This window comes from Citrobacter freundii complex sp. CFNIH2 (assembly GCF_002880615.1).
GTDB lineage: Bacteria > Pseudomonadota > Gammaproteobacteria > Enterobacterales > Enterobacteriaceae > Citrobacter_A > Citrobacter_A amalonaticus_F.
The window spans coordinates 2,234,669-2,250,820 of sequence record NZ_CP025757.1 but is presented as its reverse complement, the minus strand read 5'-3'; the positions used below and the strand labels follow the sequence as shown (position 1 = coordinate 2,250,820).

Annotated in this window: 15 protein-coding genes; 9 read left to right on the top strand and 6 right to left on the bottom strand. The window is 57.5% G+C overall.

Features of this window, described 5'->3' with window-relative positions:
* Positions 1-190: 190 nt before the first annotated feature.
* Genes kdpE through kdpF form a run of 6 tightly spaced genes read right to left on the bottom strand, consistent with a single transcriptional unit; the run spans position 191 to position 7,963 of the window.
* The gene (kdpE, locus tag WM46_RS11115; RefSeq protein ID WP_102602270.1) at positions 191-868 is read right to left on the bottom strand and encodes a two-component system response regulator KdpE; all 678 of its coding nucleotides are present in this window, start codon (positions 866-868) and stop codon (positions 191-193) included.
* Positions 865-3,552 (bottom strand): two-component system sensor histidine kinase KdpD, encoded by a 2,688-nt coding sequence (kdpD, locus tag WM46_RS11110; protein WP_102602269.1) that lies wholly within the window; start codon positions 3,550-3,552, stop codon positions 865-867. Before kdpD ends, kdpE begins: the two co-directional genes overlap by 4 nt.
* Positions 3,542-4,117: a potassium-transporting ATPase subunit KdpC gene (kdpC, locus tag WM46_RS11105; protein ID WP_187394480.1), complete on the bottom strand. Its 576-nt coding sequence runs from the start codon at positions 4,115-4,117 to the stop codon at positions 3,542-3,544. Before kdpC ends, kdpD begins: the two co-directional genes overlap by 11 nt.
* A gap of 8 nt (positions 4,118-4,125) precedes the next feature.
* Positions 4,126-6,174 (bottom strand): potassium-transporting ATPase subunit KdpB, encoded by a 2,049-nt coding sequence (kdpB, locus tag WM46_RS11100; protein WP_102602268.1) that lies wholly within the window; start codon positions 6,172-6,174, stop codon positions 4,126-4,128.
* Between the two features lie 20 nt (positions 6,175-6,194).
* Positions 6,195-7,874, bottom strand: a complete 1,680-nt coding sequence (gene kdpA / locus WM46_RS11095; RefSeq protein WP_102602267.1) for a potassium-transporting ATPase subunit KdpA — start codon at positions 7,872-7,874, stop codon at positions 6,195-6,197.
* Positions 7,874-7,963, bottom strand: coding sequence for a K(+)-transporting ATPase subunit F (kdpF, locus tag WM46_RS11090; RefSeq protein WP_042285393.1), 90 nt, complete (start codon positions 7,961-7,963; stop codon positions 7,874-7,876). The genes kdpA and kdpF overlap by 1 nt, the downstream gene beginning before the upstream one ends.
* Before the next feature lie 308 nt (positions 7,964-8,271).
* Here kdpF and WM46_RS11085 point away from each other — a divergent pair, with 308 nt between their 5' ends.
* From WM46_RS11085 to WM46_RS11040, 9 genes are all read left to right on the top strand, one after another.
* Positions 8,272-8,478 (top strand): YbfA family protein, encoded by a 207-nt coding sequence (locus WM46_RS11085; protein ID WP_043001383.1) that lies wholly within the window; start codon positions 8,272-8,274, stop codon positions 8,476-8,478.
* A gap of 94 nt (positions 8,479-8,572) precedes the next feature.
* On the top strand, positions 8,573-9,526 hold the full coding sequence (locus tag WM46_RS11080; RefSeq protein ID WP_102602266.1) for a YbgA family protein: 954 nt from the start codon (positions 8,573-8,575) through the stop codon (positions 9,524-9,526).
* 21 nt (positions 9,527-9,547) lie between these two features.
* Positions 9,548-10,966: a deoxyribodipyrimidine photo-lyase gene (gene phrB, locus WM46_RS11075; RefSeq protein ID WP_102602265.1), complete on the top strand. Its 1,419-nt coding sequence runs from the start codon at positions 9,548-9,550 to the stop codon at positions 10,964-10,966.
* Positions 10,967-11,141: 175 nt separating this feature from the next.
* A complete protein-coding gene (gene ybgI, locus WM46_RS11070) occupies positions 11,142-11,885 on the top strand; it encodes a radiation resistance protein YbgI (protein ID WP_061076855.1) in 744 nt (247 codons plus the stop codon).
* Between the two features lie 162 nt (positions 11,886-12,047).
* The gene (gene pxpB, locus WM46_RS11060) at positions 12,048-12,704 is read left to right on the top strand and encodes a 5-oxoprolinase subunit PxpB (RefSeq protein WP_061076856.1); all 657 of its coding nucleotides are present in this window, start codon (positions 12,048-12,050) and stop codon (positions 12,702-12,704) included.
* Complete coding sequence (gene pxpC / locus WM46_RS11055) at positions 12,698-13,630, top strand: 5-oxoprolinase subunit PxpC (protein WP_102602264.1); 933 nt, start codon at positions 12,698-12,700, stop codon at positions 13,628-13,630. The genes pxpB and pxpC overlap by 7 nt, the downstream gene beginning before the upstream one ends.
* Positions 13,620-14,354 (top strand): 5-oxoprolinase subunit PxpA, encoded by a 735-nt coding sequence (gene pxpA / locus WM46_RS11050; RefSeq protein ID WP_102603819.1) that lies wholly within the window; start codon positions 13,620-13,622, stop codon positions 14,352-14,354. Before pxpC ends, pxpA begins: the two co-directional genes overlap by 11 nt.
* Positions 14,355-14,431: 77 nt before the next feature.
* On the top strand, positions 14,432-15,160 hold the full coding sequence (locus tag WM46_RS11045) for a DUF969 domain-containing protein (protein WP_102602263.1): 729 nt from the start codon (positions 14,432-14,434) through the stop codon (positions 15,158-15,160).
* A complete protein-coding gene (locus WM46_RS11040; RefSeq protein WP_061076859.1) occupies positions 15,157-16,152 on the top strand; it encodes a DUF979 domain-containing protein in 996 nt (331 codons plus the stop codon). The genes WM46_RS11045 and WM46_RS11040 overlap by 4 nt, the downstream gene beginning before the upstream one ends.

Sequence of the window (16,152 nt, the reverse complement as noted above, 5' to 3'; positions counted from 1 at the left end):
ATCATTCGCAAAATATTTAGTCGTTTTTTATGCATGACTGACGATAAGATATCACTTTGTTTATTATTTGTTATAATTCTGTGTTCTTTATTTTCAGTGAGAATTGACCTGGTCAAAATAATATAATTATGGCCAGGTGGGAATAATAAAAAATAAATTTAAGAATTATTTAAAAATAATGAATAACCATTCACGGCATAAAACGATAGCCAATGCCGGTTTCGGTAATAAAGTGGCGGGGTCGCGCGGGATCGAGCTCCAGTTTCTGTCGCAAGTGACCCATATAAATACGCAAATAGTGGCTGTGCTCGACGGCGTTCGGTCCCCAGACCTGGTTCAACAACTGGCGCTGAGTCAGCACTTTTCCGGCGTTGTTGAGCAACACGGCCAGCAGGCGAAACTCAATCGGCGTTAAATGGATTTCTGTTTCACCGCGATGAATCAGATGCGCGGCGAGATCCACCACCACATCGGAAAAGCGCACAATCGGTTCGGGAGAGGGAGTGGCGGAATGACGACGCAGGGCAACACGCAGGCGTGCCTGTAATTCGCCAATGCCAAAAGGTTTGCTCAGATAGTCGTCGGCCCCCGCATCCAGCGCGGCAATTTTGTCGCTCTCCTCGCTGCGCGCAGAGAGCACGATCACCGGGACGGCGCTCCACTGTCGCAGGTCGCGAATGAAATCAATGCCGTCGCCATCCGGCAGACCGAGATCGAGAATAATGAGATCGGGCTTGCGCGTTGCCGCCTCCAGTAAACCGCGCTGAAGGGTCTCGGCGTCATACACGCGCAGCCCATCGGCTTCCAGCGCGGTACGCAGAAAGCGGCGAATGGCCTGCTCATCTTCAACAATCAGAACGTTTGTCACATATCCTCATGAAAATCTTCAAGTTCTGGTGGAGCGTCTTGTCGGAGTGTAACACGGAAACAGGCGCCGCCCTGAGGGCGATTATAGACGGCAATCGACCCGCCATGCACTTCCACTATCGCCCGACAGATGGCCAGCCCCAACCCGACGCCCGGCACCGCCGACTCTTTGTTCCCCCGGGCGAATTTATCGAACACGCGCTGCTCCTGTCCTTGCGCAATGCCAGGCCCATTATCCCAGACGTCGAGTTGCAGATGTTCGTCTTCAACGTGCGCGTCGATGCCGATCTCCGCCTGCGGTCCGGCATATTTGATGGCATTCTCCAGCAGATTAATCAGTACTCGTTCGAACAGCGGGCCATCGACGTGAATGAGGGTCAGCGGCGCGGGCAGGGAGAGGTTTACCGGATGAAGCAGGCCTGGCTCCAGCATTTTCAGCGCGCTGCCCACCACTTCTTCCAGCGTCAGCCACTCTTTTTTGAGGTTGAAACCACCGGACTGAATCCGCGCCATATCCAACAGGTTATTCACCAGGCGAGTGGTATTCAGTACATGCTGGCGAATTTCGCTGGCCTGTCTGGCATGAGGCGAGCCTTCGCTGGCGAGGTCGAGCGTGAGGATTTCCGCCTGACCAAACAGCACGGTCAGCGGGGTGCGCAGGTCGTGAGAAAGTGCCGCGAGCAGGGCGTTACGCAGGCTTTCCCGTTCGCTGGCCAGCCGCGCCTGCTCTTCGCTGGCGGTTAAGGTCAGACGTTCCAGCGCATTCGCCACCAGCAGAGTGAACGTTTCCAGCAGTCGCTGCTGCTCCGGGATCATTAACTGACGCAGATTGCCCGGTTCGACAACCACCAGACCGTGGGTTTTGTCGGCGCTGCGTAACGGCAGGATCTGGTACGGCACGCCGGGCAGAGTATCGGTGCCGGCGCCTGCCGGTAACCCTTTATCAAAGCTCCAGCGGGCAATGGCATCATCCCAGGGCGTCATTCCCTGCTGGTGGGTGAGGGCGGCCAGTTTGCCCTCTTCATTCGGCAATAAAATCTGGCTGCGGGCATGAAAGGTGGAGGCAATAAATTGTTCGCTGGTACTGGCGATATCTTGCGCACGGCGTCCCATCGCCAGCGCTTTCGACATCTCATAAAGATGACGAGTACGCTGTTCCCGGTAGCGCGCAACGCGAGCCTGATAGCGCACGCCTGCCGTCAGGTTACCAACGACCAGCCCTACCGTTAGCATGACGCCGAAGGTGAGGAGATACTGCACATCCGAGACGGCAAGCGTGCCGCGCGGCGCAATGAAGAACAGATCAAAGCTGACCACGCTAATAAAGGTGGCAAACACCGACGGCCAGCGACCATAGAAGAGGGCGATAACCACTACACCGAGCAGATAGAGCATCACCAGGTTTGCGGCATCAAAGGCAGCCAGCCACTGGCTGGCAATAAAGGTCGTGAGGGCGCAGAGCGCGACGGCGACCAGGCCGCCCTGAATTTGTACGCGCCATTTGTCCTTAAAGGTGCGGGTGTCGGGCATAGACGTCAGCGCCCGAGCCGGCGGTTCGTCCAGGGCGACGACCATCAGATCCAGTTCCGGCGCACGTTTCGCCAGCCGGTCGGCAAAAGAATCGCGATGCCACCAACGTCGCGTTGTCGTCCGCCCCAGCACTATTTTTCCCAGATTATGCTCGCGGGCGTAGCGGACCACCGCTTTATCTTCGCTGGGATCGGACAGTGTGGCGGTCTCCGCGCCTAGCTCTTGCGCCAGTCGCAGGGCGTGCAGAATATTGCGCCGCTGCTTTTCCGGCAGACGATGCAGCGCGGGGGTTTCGACATAGACGGCGTGCCAGACGCTGCCCAGTCGCGACGCCAACCGTGCGGCGGTGCGCACCAGTTTTTCACTGCCAGTGTTGTGACCAATGCAGAGCAGTATGGCGTCGCGGGTATGCCAGACTCTCTCTTCACCCGGACGACCGCGCCATGCGCGCATCTGATCGTCCACCCGGTCGGCGGTACGGCGCAACGCCAGCTCGCGTAGCGCAATTAAATTGCCCTTGCGGAAGAAGTGTTCGATGGCGCGCTCGGCCTGCCCGGCGATATAGACTTTGCCCTCTTTCAGACGCTGGCGCAGATCGTCAGGCGGTAAATCGACCAGCACCACCTCGTCGGCAGCGTCAAAAAACGGATCCGGTACGGTTTCGCGCACCTGAATCCCCGTCACGCCGCTGACCACATCGTTCAGGCTTTCGAGATGCTGCACGTTGACGGTGGTAAAGACATCAATACCGGCGTCGAGCAGTTCTTCAATGTCCTGCCAGCGCTTGGGATGGCGTGAGCCAGGCGCATTACTGTGCGCCAGTTCATCCATTAAGATCAGCGCCGGACGGCGGGCGAGCGCGGCATCGAGATCGAATTCACTGATATGACGCCCGTGGCGCGCCTGGCGTTTCAACGGCAGAATGCTGAGACCATCCAGCAGGGCGGCGGTCTCTTTGCGTCCGTGGGTCTCCACCACGCCAATCAGGATGTCGAGTCCCTGTGCGCGCAGGCGCTGGGCTTCAGCCAGCATCGACCAGGTTTTCCCGACGCCCGCACAGGCGCCGAAGAAGATTTTTAGTTTTCCCCGATGCGGGGCGACCGCCTGCTCAAGCAGGCGATCGGGGTCGGGGCGTACCGGTTCACTATTCGCCATTCATGCTGTCCAGCGCTAAATTGAGTTCGACAATATTTACGACCGGTTGACCGATAAAGCTCACCAGCGGTTTCTGCGTGTATTCTGCAACCAGTCGCGTCACCTGTTCAATGGTGAGATGACGGGCCTGCGCCACGCGGGGGATTTGCCACGCCACCGCCGCGGGCGTCAGGTTGTTGTCCAGACCGCTCGCGGAGGCAGTAACCAGTTCCACCGGTACGTTATGACTGGCCAGCGGGTTGGCGGCGCGCAGGGCGGCGACCCGGTTTTGCAGTTGTTTATCCAGTTCCGGGTTACTGGCGGCAAGATTACTGCCGCCGGATGCCATGGGATTATAGGGCATTTCAGCGGTGGCCGAAGGCCGTCCCTGGAAATAGCCTTCAGCGGTAAAGTTCTGCCCGATCAGCGCAGAACCCCGCACCCCGTGCTCATCCCGAATCAGTGAACCGTTGGCCTGATGCGGGAACCACCATTGTCCCAGCGCAGTGGTCAGCAGTGGATACGCGCCGCCCGTCAGCAGCAGCAGGAAAATCATTGTTGAAAACAACGGACGTAAAGCACTCATCAGACACCTCACACCAGACCCAGCAGGGTCAGCAGCAAATCAATCACTTTGATGCCGATAAACGGCACCACCAGCCCCCCCAGACCGTAAATCCACAGGTTACGGCGCAGCATGGCGGATGCGGAAAGCGGTTTGTAGCTCACGCCTTTCAGCGCCAGCGGGATCAGAAAGACAATAATCAAAGCGTTAAAGATCACCGCACTCAGAATGGCCGAGTCCGGCGAATGCAGACGCATAATGTTCAGCGCATTCAGTTGCGGATAGGTCGCGGCGAACGCGGCCGGAATGATGGCAAAATACTTCGCCACGTCGTTGGCGATACTGAAGGTGGTCAGTGAACCGCGCGTCATCAGCATCTGTTTGCCGATGTGCACCACTTCGATAAGCTTGGTCGGGTTGGAATCAAGATCGACCATGTTGCCCGCTTCTTTTGCCGCCTGCGTACCGGAGTTCATTGCCACCGCCACATCAGCCTGTGCCAGCGCCGGTGCGTCGTTGGTACCATCACCGGTCATCGCCACTAAGCGGCCCTCCGCCTGATACTGGCGGATGAGCGCCAGCTTGGCTTCCGGTGTTGCTTCGGCAAGGAAGTCATCCACACCCGCCTCGGCAGCGATGGCGGCGGCGGTCAGGCGGTTATCGCCGGTGATCATCACCGTTTTAATCCCCATTTTACGCAACTGGGCAAAACGCTCTTTTATCCCGCCTTTGACAATATCTTTCAGCGCGATCACGCCTAACACTCGCGAACCTTCCACCACCACGAGCGGCGTGGCGCCCAGACGGGCGACGCTGTCCACTTTCTGCTCGACATCCGCCGGGAACTGGCCGCCGCTGGCCTCAACGTGGCGACGGATGGCGTCGACGGAACCTTTACGAATCATCCGGTTGTCGATGTTAATGCCGCTCATCCGACTCTGAGCGGTAAAGGGGACGAAGGTGGCATGCAGCGACTGCACGTCGCGTTCGCGCAGATTAAAGCGCTGCTTGGCGAGGATCACGATGCTGCGACCTTCCGGCGTCTCATCGGCTAACGACGAGAGTTGTGCGGCGTCGGCCAGCGTTTTTTCATCGACACCCTGCGCAGGCAGGAAGTCTGAGGCCTGGCGGTTACCGAGAGTAATGGTGCCGGTTTTGTCCAGCAGCAGCACGTCCACGTCGCCTGCGGCTTCCACTGCGCGTCCGCTGGTGGCGATGACGTTCGCGCCGAGCATACGGCTCATCCCGGCGACGCCAATCGCGGAGAGCAACCCGCCGATTGTCGTTGGGATCAGGCAAACTAACAGGGCGACCAGCACCGTGACGCTGACCGCGTGACCGCCCCAGGCAGAAAATGGCCACAGCGTTGCAGTTGCCAGCAAAAAGACAATCGTCAGGGCAATCAGCAGAATGGTCAGGGCGATCTCGTTGGGCGTTTTACGGCGCTGGGCGCCTTCGACCATGGCGATCATCCGGTCAAGGAAAGTTTCGCCGGGATTCACGCTGCATTCGATCACCAGCCAGTCGGAGAGAATGCGCGTCCCGCCGGTCACCGAGGCGAAATCGCCGCCGGATTCGCGGATTACCGGTGCGGACTCGCCGGTAATGGCGCTTTCATCCACGGAGGCACCGCCTTCAATGACTTCGCCGTCACAGGGAATGATATCGCCGGCTTCCACCAGCACGATGTCGCCTTTACGCAACTCATCGGCCGGGACGTGATCCATCTTCGCACCGTACTTCGGTTCGCGCAGTTTGCGGGCAAACGCCGTCTTTTTCACCCCTTTGAGGCTGTTGGCCTGCGCTTTACTGCGCCCTTCGGCGAGCGCTTCAGCAAAGTTGGCAAACAGTACGGTGACCCACAGCCACAGACTGATCGCCCCGGTAAACAGCGCGCTGCCCGCCATCTGGCCTGTCGCCATCGCGACGGTAATCACGGTGGTCAGGAGGCTACCCATCCAGACGATGAACATTACCGGATTGCGCCACTGGGTATGTGGGCTTAATTTTTTCACTGCGTCCATCAGCGCCTGAGCGACCAGAGACGGTTCGAACAGCGCCAGTTGTTTGCGACTCATAACATTGTGCTCCGCATCGCTCAGCGTAAGGAAAGGTGTTCAGCCACTGGGCCAAGCGCCAGTGCAGGAATAAAGGTCAGGGCGCCGACTAACAGCACCGTCCCGATCAGTAAGCCGATAAACAGCGCGCCGTGGGTCGCCAGCGTGCCAGGACTGGCCGGTTGGCTCTTTTTCGCCACTAGCGTTCCGGCAATCGCCATCACCGGAATGATGACCCCGAAGCGACCAACAAACATGCAGAACGCCAGCAGACAGTTCCAGAACGGGGTGTTGGCGCTCAGACCGGCAAAGGCGCTGCCGTTGTTATTGGCGGCGGAAGAGACGGCGTACAGGACTTCGCTAAAGCCGTGCGGACCGGGGTTGAGCATGGCGCTGCGCCCCGCCTCAGTCATCATGGCGAGCGCGGTGCCGAGTAAGACCAGCGCGGGGGTGACCAGAATCGCCAGCGCGGTCATTTTCATCTCGCGAACGTCGATCTTTTTGCCCAGGTACTCTGGCGTGCGGCCAATCATCAGTCCGGCGATAAACACCGCCAGCAGCACGAACAGCAGCATGCCGTAAAGGCCCGAACCAACGCCGCCGAACACCACTTCACCAATCTGCATCAGCCACATCGGTACCATGCCGCCCAGCGCGGTAAACGAGTCGTGCATGGCGATCACCGCGCCGCACGAGGCTGCCGTCGTCACCACCGCAAAAAGACTGCTCACCAGCACGCCAAAGCGGCTCTCTTTGCCTTCCATGTTGAGACTGGAATCAGCGCCGAACTGCAGCAAATGTGGATTCCCCTGAACCTCTGCCCACATCACCACGGCGACGCAGACGATAAAGATGAGCGACATGGCCCACAGCAACATTCGTCCCTGACGGCGATCGCCTGCCGCGTCGCCAAACGCGAAACAGAGCGCGGCTGGAATTAAAAAGATTGCCAGCATCTGCACCATGTTGGTCAGCGCGGTGGGGTTTTCGAACGGGTGTGCTGAGTTGGCATTAAAGAAGCCGCCGCCGTTGGTCCCCAACATCTTGATGGCTTCCTGCGAGGCCACCGGCCCCATTGGCAGCAGTTGTTGCACACCTTCCAGGGAGGTGAAGGGTTGATAGGGCAGCAGGTTTTGCAGGCTGCCTTGCTGAATAAAGAACAGGGCTATCACCAGCGCGATGGGGCATAAGATCCACAGCGTAATGCGCACCAGATCGACCCACGCGTTGCCGAGGGTGCTCATGCTCTGGCGCGTAAAGGCGCGGATCAGAGCAAACACCACGGCGATCCCGGTTGCGGCGGATAAAAAGTTTTGTACCGTCAACCCGGCCATCTGACTGAAATAGCTTAAGGTGGTTTCCCCGCTGTAGGACTGCCAGTTGGTGTTAGCAACAAAGCTGACCGCAGTGTTGAGCGCCAGATGCCACGACAGTCCAGGCAACTGCTGTGGATTCAGCGGCAGAAAGTGTTGCCCCACCAACAGCAGAAACAGGAGCGTCAGCCCCAGCATATTCAACGCGAGGATCGCCAGCAGGTACTGCTTCCAGTTCATCTCATGTGTCGAAATACTCAGCCCGCGCCAGATCAGGCGTTCAACGCCCGCGGTACCAGGCAGCGGATTGTTGCCGATCAGCCGCGCCAGGCCCGCGCCTAACGGCCTGGCGAGCACGAACAGAATCAGCAGAAAACTGGCGATGAGTAAAAATCCTTGCGCAGCCATCAGAACGCCTCCGCATTGATTAATGCATACACCAGATAACCTAATAATAAGAAAATCAGCACGATGCCGATTATCACGCCTGCACTCACAGTGCACCTCCCGTGGCATAAATGTGATAAACACAGCGTAAATATCTGCCTGCAAAGATTTCGCAAAAATCGACGTCGGGGGTGTAAAAAAAGTATAAAAATGGCAAAAACCATTATTTAACTAGTGATTAGTATTAATTTAACCTTCTCGTAACTTAATTACGCGATAAAGATAAACAAAGCGTAAATAGCTAAAAATAAGTGGTCGGATGAGTAGTAAAATTACACGCAAAGCGGTACTATTTTCAGCAGATAACCAATTTGACTTTACCGGTGATGATTACCGGCCAGATAAAGGGGAGAGAATCATGGAGTTGTACAAAGAATATCCAGCACATGTTGTATTGTTACGCCGTACTTTCGCCGTTGTGGCTGGGGTGCTGGCACTACCGGTCATGCTGTTCTGGAAAGACCGCGCCCGTTTTTATAGCTATCTACACCGCGTGTGGTCAAAAACCAGCGATAAACCGGTGTGGATGGATCAGGCTGAAAAAGCCACCTGCGATTTCTACTAAGAGCATCGCGTTCAGAAAAACCGCCAACAGCAATGTGGCGGTTTTTTTATGCCTCTGTGTCTACACTTATTTCAGAAATGGAAAAGGAGACATCATGAGCGAGAAAATCCCTGTTGGCATTAGCGCCTGTTTGTTAGGGGAGGCGGTTCGCTTTGATGGTGGACATAAACGCCTGACCTTTGCAGTCGAAGAACTTTCACCGTGGGGGCGCTTTGAACCCGTCTGTCCGGAAATGGCGATCGGCCTGCCGGTGCCGCGTCCTGCATTGCGCTTAGTGAAAATGGAAGAGGCAATGGCATTGCGTTTCAGCGATCAGCGTGAGGGCGATTTAACTCAGGCGATGACCGCGTTCAGTGAAGAACGTGTCAGCCGTTTCGGGCACCTTTGTGGCTATATTGTCTGCGCGAAATCCCCCAGTTGTGGCATGGAACGCGTTCGTGTTTATGACGCCGATGGGAAAAACAATCGCAAAGCCGGCCGCGGTATCTTTACCTCAGTCCTGATGGCGTCTTACCCGTGGCTCCCTGTTGAAGAGGACGGGCGATTGCACGACCCACAATTACGGGAAAATTTTGTCGCGCGGATTTATGCCCTGCATGAATTGAACGGACTGCGCCAACAAGGACTCACGCGTGGCGCGCTGATTGACTATCACAGCCGCTATAAGCTGTTGCTGCTGGCTCATTCACAGCCGGAATATCGCGAGCTGGGGCGCTTTGTCGCTGCTCTCTATGAGTGGGAAAGCCTTGATGACTTTTTCATTGAATATCGTCTGCGCCTGATGAAACTGATGTCCCATCCTGCCACCCGGCGTAACCATACCAATGTCCTGATGCATGTTCAGGGCTATTTTCGCAAACAACTCAATGCCCGTCAGCGGCAGGAGTTGGCATCCCTCATTGACGGCTACCGACGCGCTACGCAACCCCTGCTTGCGCCTGTGACGCTGCTCAAACACTATATGGCGGAATATCCGGATGCGTATCTCTCCGGGCAACGCTATTTTGATCCCTGGCCGGAAGCCCTGCGGCTGCGCTACGGGAGTTGATTTTTTTCATTCGGGAGTGTTATGTCCACCCATCTGGTCTGGTTTCGTCGCGATCTCCGTCTGCATGACCATCTTGCCCTTGCCGCCGCCTGCCGCCATCGCGCTACACGCGTCGTGGCGCTGTTTATCTCCACGCCTGAACAGTGGGCGAATCATGAGATGTCACCGCGCCAGGCCGCCTTTATCCAGGCTCAGCTAAACGCTTTACAGCAGGCGCTGGCGGAAAAAGGCATTCCGCTACTGTTTGAAGAGGTCAATGATTTTGCGGCCAGCATTGAAACGGTGAAAGCGGTGTGCGAACAGCATGACGTCAGCCATCTGTTCTACCACTATCAGTACGAAGTGAATGAGCGCGAGCGCGATGCGGCAGTGGAAAGCGCGCTGCCCAATGTGGTCTGCGAAGGGTTTGATGACAGCGTGATCCTGCCGCCAGGCTCGGTGATGACGGGAAATCATGAGATGTATAAAGTCTTCACGCCGTTTAAAAATGCCTGGTTAAAACGGCTGAAGGAGGGGATGCCGGAGTGCGTTCCCGCGCCCGAACGGCGTGAGAGGAATGAGGTTTTGTCATCGTTACCTCCACTCAGCCTTAATTATCCGCAGCAGGATTTTGATCAGACCCTTTTCCCGGTGGAAGAAAAAGCCGCCATTGCCCGGCTACGCCAGTTTTGCCAGCAGGGAGCGGGCGAGTACGACGAACGTCGCGATTTCCCGGCCATTGAGGGCACCAGTCGTTTATCCGCCAGTCTTGCTACCGGCGGCTTATCGCCGCGCCAGTGTCTGCATCGCCTGCTGGCGGAACAGCCGCAGGCGCTGGACGGCGGCGCGGGCAGCGTCTGGTTGAACGAACTTATCTGGCGTGAGTTTTATCGCCATCTGATGACGTACCATCCCGGTCTGTGCAAACACCGCCCCTTTATTCTGTGGACCGATCGCGTGCGCTGGCGGGACCGTGCGGATGATTTACAGGCCTGGCAGGAGGGGAGAACGGGTTATCCGATTGTTGATGCGGCGATGCGGCAACTGAACGCCACCGGCTGGATGCACAACCGACTGCGGATGATTACGGCCAGTTTCCTGGTGAAAGATCTGCTGATCGACTGGCGTAAAGGCGAGCGCTATTTCATGTCACAGCTGATAGATGGCGATCTGGCCGCAAATAACGGCGGCTGGCAGTGGGCGGCTTCTACCGGAACCGACGCCGCGCCGTATTTCCGTATTTTTAATCCGACGACTCAGGGCGAAAAGTTCGACAGCGACGGTGAGTTTATCCGTCAGTGGATCCCAGAGCTTTGCGATGTGCCGGGCAAGGCGGTACACGAACCGTGGAAATGGGCGACAAAAGAGGGCATTTCGCTCGACTATCCGCAGCCTATTGTCGATCACAAACAGGCGCGTCAGGAGACGCTCGCCGCGTATGAGGCCGCACGAAAAAGCTGACGGTGACTATGCGATCTGACGCCATAACTATTCAGGAAGAGGGGGCGTAAACACGCCTCTTTTTTATGGCTAAGCGCGCGGCGATGGTTTCTTGATATGGCGAATAATTGTCTATCGACGAACCGCCACAGGGACGCTATTTTAACGGAGTGCATAAATAAACAAGGGATCGATGATGAAAAACACCGAACTGGAACAACTGATCAACGAGAAACTGAACAGCGCCGCCATCAGCGACTACGCGCCAAACGGTTTGCAGGTTGAAGGCAAAGAAACGGTGCAGAAAATCGTCACCGGTGTGACCGCCAGTCAGGCGTTACTGGATGAAGCGGTGCGTCTGCAGGCCGATGCAGTCATCGTTCATCATGGATATTTCTGGAAAGGCGAATCCCCGGTGATTCGCGGGATGAAGCGCAATCGCCTGAAAACGCTGCTGGCGAATGACATTAACCTCTACGGCTGGCATCTCCCGCTGGATGCGCATCCCGAACTGGGTAACAACGCACAGTTGGCGGCCCTGTTGGGGATCACCGTAATGGGTGAAATCGAGCCGCTGGTTCCCTGGGGCGAACTGGCGATGCCGGTTCCTGGGCTGGAACTGGCGTCGTGGATTGAAGCACGTCTTGGACGCAGGCCGTTATGGTGCGGCGACACCGGGCCGGATACCATCAAACGCGTCGCCTGGTGCACCGGCGGCGGGCAAAGCTTCATCGACAGCGCCGCACAGTCTGGCGTTGACGCCTTTATCACCGGCGAAGTTTCCGAACAAACCATCCACTCTGCCCGTGAGCAGGGGTTGCATTTTTACGCCGCCGGGCATCACGCCACCGAACGCGGCGGGATCCGTGCGCTCAGCGAATGGCTGACGGAGAACACCGATTTGGATGTGACGTTTATTGATATTCCCAACCCTGCATAACCCGCCTCATAAGGGCTATTTTACTTGCCATTCTGGCCCTGGGCAGAGCTCAAAATCCTCACGTACTCTCTGTACGCTCCGGTTTTTGTGCGCTGTCCGAGTCCTGACTGGCAGCGACAATAACGCCTGATGAAGCGGGTGGTAAAAACAAGAGGAACACAAGTGCAACGAGCGCGTTGTTATCTGTTAGGTGAAACGGCGGTGGTGCTGGAGCTTGAGCCGCCGGTGACGCTGGCGAGCCAGAAACGTATCTGGCGACTCGCTCAGCGTTTGGTTGAGACGCCAAACGTGGTCGAGGCGATTCCGGGAATGAACAATATCACCGTGATCCTGCGCGACCCGCAAACGCTGGCGCTGGATGCGATCGAACGCCTGCAACGCTGGTGGGAGGAGAGTGAGGCGCTGGAGCCTGACTCACGCTACATCGAAATTCCGGTGACCTACGGCGGCGCAGGTGGTCCCGATCTGGCGGACGTTGCCCGCCACAGCGGCCTGAGCGAAAAGCAGGTGGTGGAACTGCACGCGTCGGTCGAGTATGTGGTCTGGTTTTTAGGTTTTCAGCCGGGATTCCCGTATCTCGGTAGCTTACCGGAACAACTGCACACGCCAAGGCGCGCAGAGCCGCGGCTGATCGTTCCGGCAGGATCGGTGGGTATCGGCGGGCCGCAAACCGGTATTTATCCGCTGCCAACGCCAGGCGGCTGGCAGTTGATTGGTCATACGTCGCTGCCCCTGTTCGACCCGAAAAAAGAGGAACCGGTTCTCCTGCGCCCCGGCGATAGCGTGCGCTTTATCCCGCAGAAGGAGGGGGTATGCTGAATATTATTCGCGCGGGATTGTACACCTCGGTTCAGGACGGCGGTCGTCACGGTTTTCGTCAGTCAGGCGTGAGCCACTGTGGCGCGCTGGATAAACCGGCGATGCAAATCGCTAACCTGTTGGTGGGCAATGAGGCCAGTGCCCCGGTGCTGGAAATTACCCTCGGACAACTGGTTGTGGAATTTGAAACCGACGGTTGGTTTGCCCTGACTGGCGCAGGATGCGAAGCGCGGCTGGATAATCACCCCGTCTGGACGGGCTGGCGTCTGCCGGTGAAAGCGGGCCAGCGTCTGGCGCTAAAACGTCCGCAGCACGGTATGCGCAGCTATCTTGCCGTCGCGGGCGGCATCGACGTGCCGGAAGTGATGGGGTCATGCAGTACCGATCTCAAAGTGGGCATCGGCGGGCTGGAAGGCCGTCTGCTGAAAGATGGCGACCGGCTGGCAACCGGCAAACCCCGGCGCCCGTTCCAGGAAGCGCGAGGAGTAAAGCAACTGCTATGGGGGAACCACATTCGGGCGCTGCCGGGGCCGGAATACCACGAATTTTACGCCGTTTCACAGGAGTCGTTCTGGCGATCGCCGTGGCATCTGAGTCCACAGAGTAACCGGATGGGCTACCGCTTGCAGGGACAGCCGCTGACGCGAACGACGGATCGGGAACTGGTGTCGCACGGTCTGCTGCCCGGCGTGATTCAGGTACCGCACAACGGGCAGCCGATTGTATTGATGAACGATGCCCAGACTACCGGCGGTTATCCGCGCATTGCCTGTATTATTGAGGCCGATATGTACCATCTGGCGCAGATCCCGCTCGGTCAACCGATTCACTTTGTTCAGTGTTCGCTGGAGGAGGCGCTGAAAGCGCGGCAGGACCAACAGCGCTATCTGGAACAACTCACATGGCGACTCAATGATGAACATTGATTTAAATGCGGATCTCGGCGAAGGCTGTGCCAGCGATGGAGAGCTGTTGACGCTGGTCTCATCGGCCAATATTGCCTGCGGCTTTCATGCTGGCGATGCGCAAACCATGCTGGCCAGCGTGCGCGAGGCGCTGAAAAATGGCGTAGCCATTGGGGCGCACCCGAGCTTTCCGGATCGGGAAAACTTTGGCCGTACAGCGATGACGCTCCCTGCGGAAACCGTCTACGCGCAAACGCTGTATCAAATCGGCGCGCTGGCGGCAATGGCCCGGGCGGAAGGCGGCGTCATGCGCCATGTGAAACCTCACGGCATGCTCTACAACCAGGCGGCGAAAGATCCGCAACTGGCGGATGCTATTGCCAAAGCGGTACACGCCTGCGATCCGGCGCTGGTTCTGGTCGGCCTGGCGGGAAGCGAGTTGATTCGTGCGGGCGAGCGTTACGGTCTTGTCACGCGACAGGAGGTGTTTGCCGACCGCGGTTATCTGGCGGACGGCAGTCTGGTGCCTCGTAGCCAACCGGGCGCGCTGATTGAAGACGAGGAACAGTCGCTGGCGCAAACGCTGGGAATGGTTGAAACCGGACGCGTGAAAAGTCTCACCGGCGAGTGGGCAAGCGTCGTGGCGCAAACGGTCTGTATTCATGGCGATGGCGAACACGCGCTGGCCTTCGCCCGACGTTTACGCGCGGCGTTTGAAGCCCGCGGTATCACCATTGTTGCATAAACACACTGACGCAGCCTCCATTGAGGGGCTGCGCATATAAAAACACCACAACAAAACACAACATACAGGAATGGATTATGGGAGATGCAATAACGCTCTGGCCACTGATGGGCATCGCCGTCATTGTGGTTGGATTTCTTTTACGTTTTAACCCGGTGCTGGTGGTCATTGTCGCCGGGATCGTCACCGGACTGGCGGCGCAAATGCCGATCGCCACGATCCTCGAAAAACTGGGTGAAGGTTTTCTCAACACCCGCAACCTGCCGTTTATCCTGCTGATCCCGCTGGCGGTTATCGGCCTGCTCGAGCGTCACGGTCTGAAAGAACGCGCCCAGGCATGGATTGCCAGGATTAAAAGCGCCACGTCAGGTCGCTTGTTGATCGTCTATCTGTTTATTCGTGAAGCCACCGCTGCGTTGGGGCTGACCAGCCTGGGCGGCCATCCGCAAATGGTGCGTCCGTTGTTAGCGCCTATGGCGGAAGGGGCGGCGGAGAAAACGTACGGGGCATTGCCCGGCGCGGTGCGCTACCGTCTGCGGGCGATGTCGGCAGCGACGGATAACGTGGGGCTCTTTTTTGGTGAGGATATCTTCGTCGCCTTCGGCGCGATTATCTTCATGCACAACTTTATGCTGGAGTCCGGTGGCATTCAGACCGAACCGCTGCACATTGCCTTGTGGGGGATCCCAACGGCTCTGTGCGCCTTAGTGATCCACGGTACGCGCCTGTGGCGGCTGGACAGCTATCTGCAACGCGAGATGGCGAAAGCCGGTTCTGTTGACACCCGCAAAGGAGAGGCGCAATGAATTTTCAACAAAGCTACCTCTACTGGCTGGCGGGGATCGTTCTGCTGATTGTCGCCATTATGTCCTGGCAGGATAAAGCTAATCCGCGTCGGTTAACGACCGGGTTATTCTGGGGGGTCTACGGGCTGTTGTTCCTGCTGGGCGACTGGACGTATCAACTGGTGGGCGACAAACGCACGGTCAACATTGCCGTCGGCGTCGCGGTGGTGCTCATGGCGTTGATCGCCGGTTTTGGCGGTGTGAAGCTGGGAAGTTATCATCAGCGCACCCGCGAGCAACGGGAAGAGAGCGCCACGCGTCTGGGGAACCGCCTGTTTTACCCGGCGCTGGCCATTCCGGTCGTCACCGTGATTGGCGTACTGATGTTCAACCACATTCCGGGACTGCAGGACGCCCTGTTTGGACCAGGTAATCATGCCACGCTGGTGACGCTGTTCTCGATGACCGCAGGCTCACTGATTGGTCTGGGCATGGCTGTCAAAATGACCCATGAGAAGGTGCATCAGCCGATTCAGGAGGCGCGCCGTCTGCTGGATTCCATCGGCTGGGCATTTATTCTACCGCAGATCCTCGCAACGTTAGGATTGCTGTTTACGGCGGCAGGCGTCGGCAGTGGCATTTCGTATCTTACGCAAGAGTATCTGGCCGTCGACAGCCGCTTTATCGCGGTAGCGGTGTATACCATTGGGATGGCCCTGTTGACGATGGTGATGGGGAATGCGTTTGCCGCCTTCCCGATTGTCACGGCGGGAATTGGCATTCCGATTCTGGTGCTACAGCACGGTGGAAACCCGGCGGTGATGGCGGCTATCGGGATGTTCTCCGGCTATTGCGGTACGCTGATGACGCCGATGGCGGCAAACTTCAACATTGTGCCCGCCGCGCTGCTGGAACTGCCAGATAAAAACGCGGTCATTAAAGCGCAGGTGCCGACCGGCATACTGCTGCTGTTAGTCAACGTGTTCCTGATGTATTTCCTGATGTTCCTGTAA

Excerpts from the sequence above, each read along its gene's own strand:
- kdpD (WP_102602269.1), bottom strand. The coding sequence starts at position 3,552 with ATGGCGAATAGTGAACCGGTACGCCCCGACCCCGATCGCCTGCTTGAG.
- kdpC (WP_187394480.1), bottom strand. The coding sequence starts at position 4,117 with ATGAGTGCTTTACGTCCGTTGTTTTCAACAATGATTTTCCTGCTGCTG.
- kdpB (WP_102602268.1), bottom strand. The coding sequence starts at position 6,174 with ATGAGTCGCAAACAACTGGCGCTGTTCGAACCGTCTCTGGTCGCTCAG.
- kdpA (WP_102602267.1), bottom strand. The coding sequence starts at position 7,874 with ATGGCTGCGCAAGGATTTTTACTCATCGCCAGTTTTCTGCTGATTCTG.
- WM46_RS11085 (WP_043001383.1), top strand. The coding sequence starts at position 8,272 with ATGGAGTTGTACAAAGAATATCCAGCACATGTTGTATTGTTACGCCGT.
- WM46_RS11080 (WP_102602266.1), top strand. The coding sequence starts at position 8,573 with ATGAGCGAGAAAATCCCTGTTGGCATTAGCGCCTGTTTGTTAGGGGAG.
- phrB (WP_102602265.1), top strand. The coding sequence starts at position 9,548 with ATGTCCACCCATCTGGTCTGGTTTCGTCGCGATCTCCGTCTGCATGAC.
- ybgI (WP_061076855.1), top strand. The coding sequence starts at position 11,142 with ATGAAAAACACCGAACTGGAACAACTGATCAACGAGAAACTGAACAGC.
- pxpC (WP_102602264.1), top strand. The coding sequence starts at position 12,698 with ATGCTGAATATTATTCGCGCGGGATTGTACACCTCGGTTCAGGACGGC.
- pxpA (WP_102603819.1), top strand. The coding sequence starts at position 13,620 with ATGAACATTGATTTAAATGCGGATCTCGGCGAAGGCTGTGCCAGCGAT.
- WM46_RS11045 (WP_102602263.1), top strand. The coding sequence starts at position 14,432 with ATGGGAGATGCAATAACGCTCTGGCCACTGATGGGCATCGCCGTCATT.
- WM46_RS11040 (WP_061076859.1), top strand. The coding sequence starts at position 15,157 with ATGAATTTTCAACAAAGCTACCTCTACTGGCTGGCGGGGATCGTTCTG.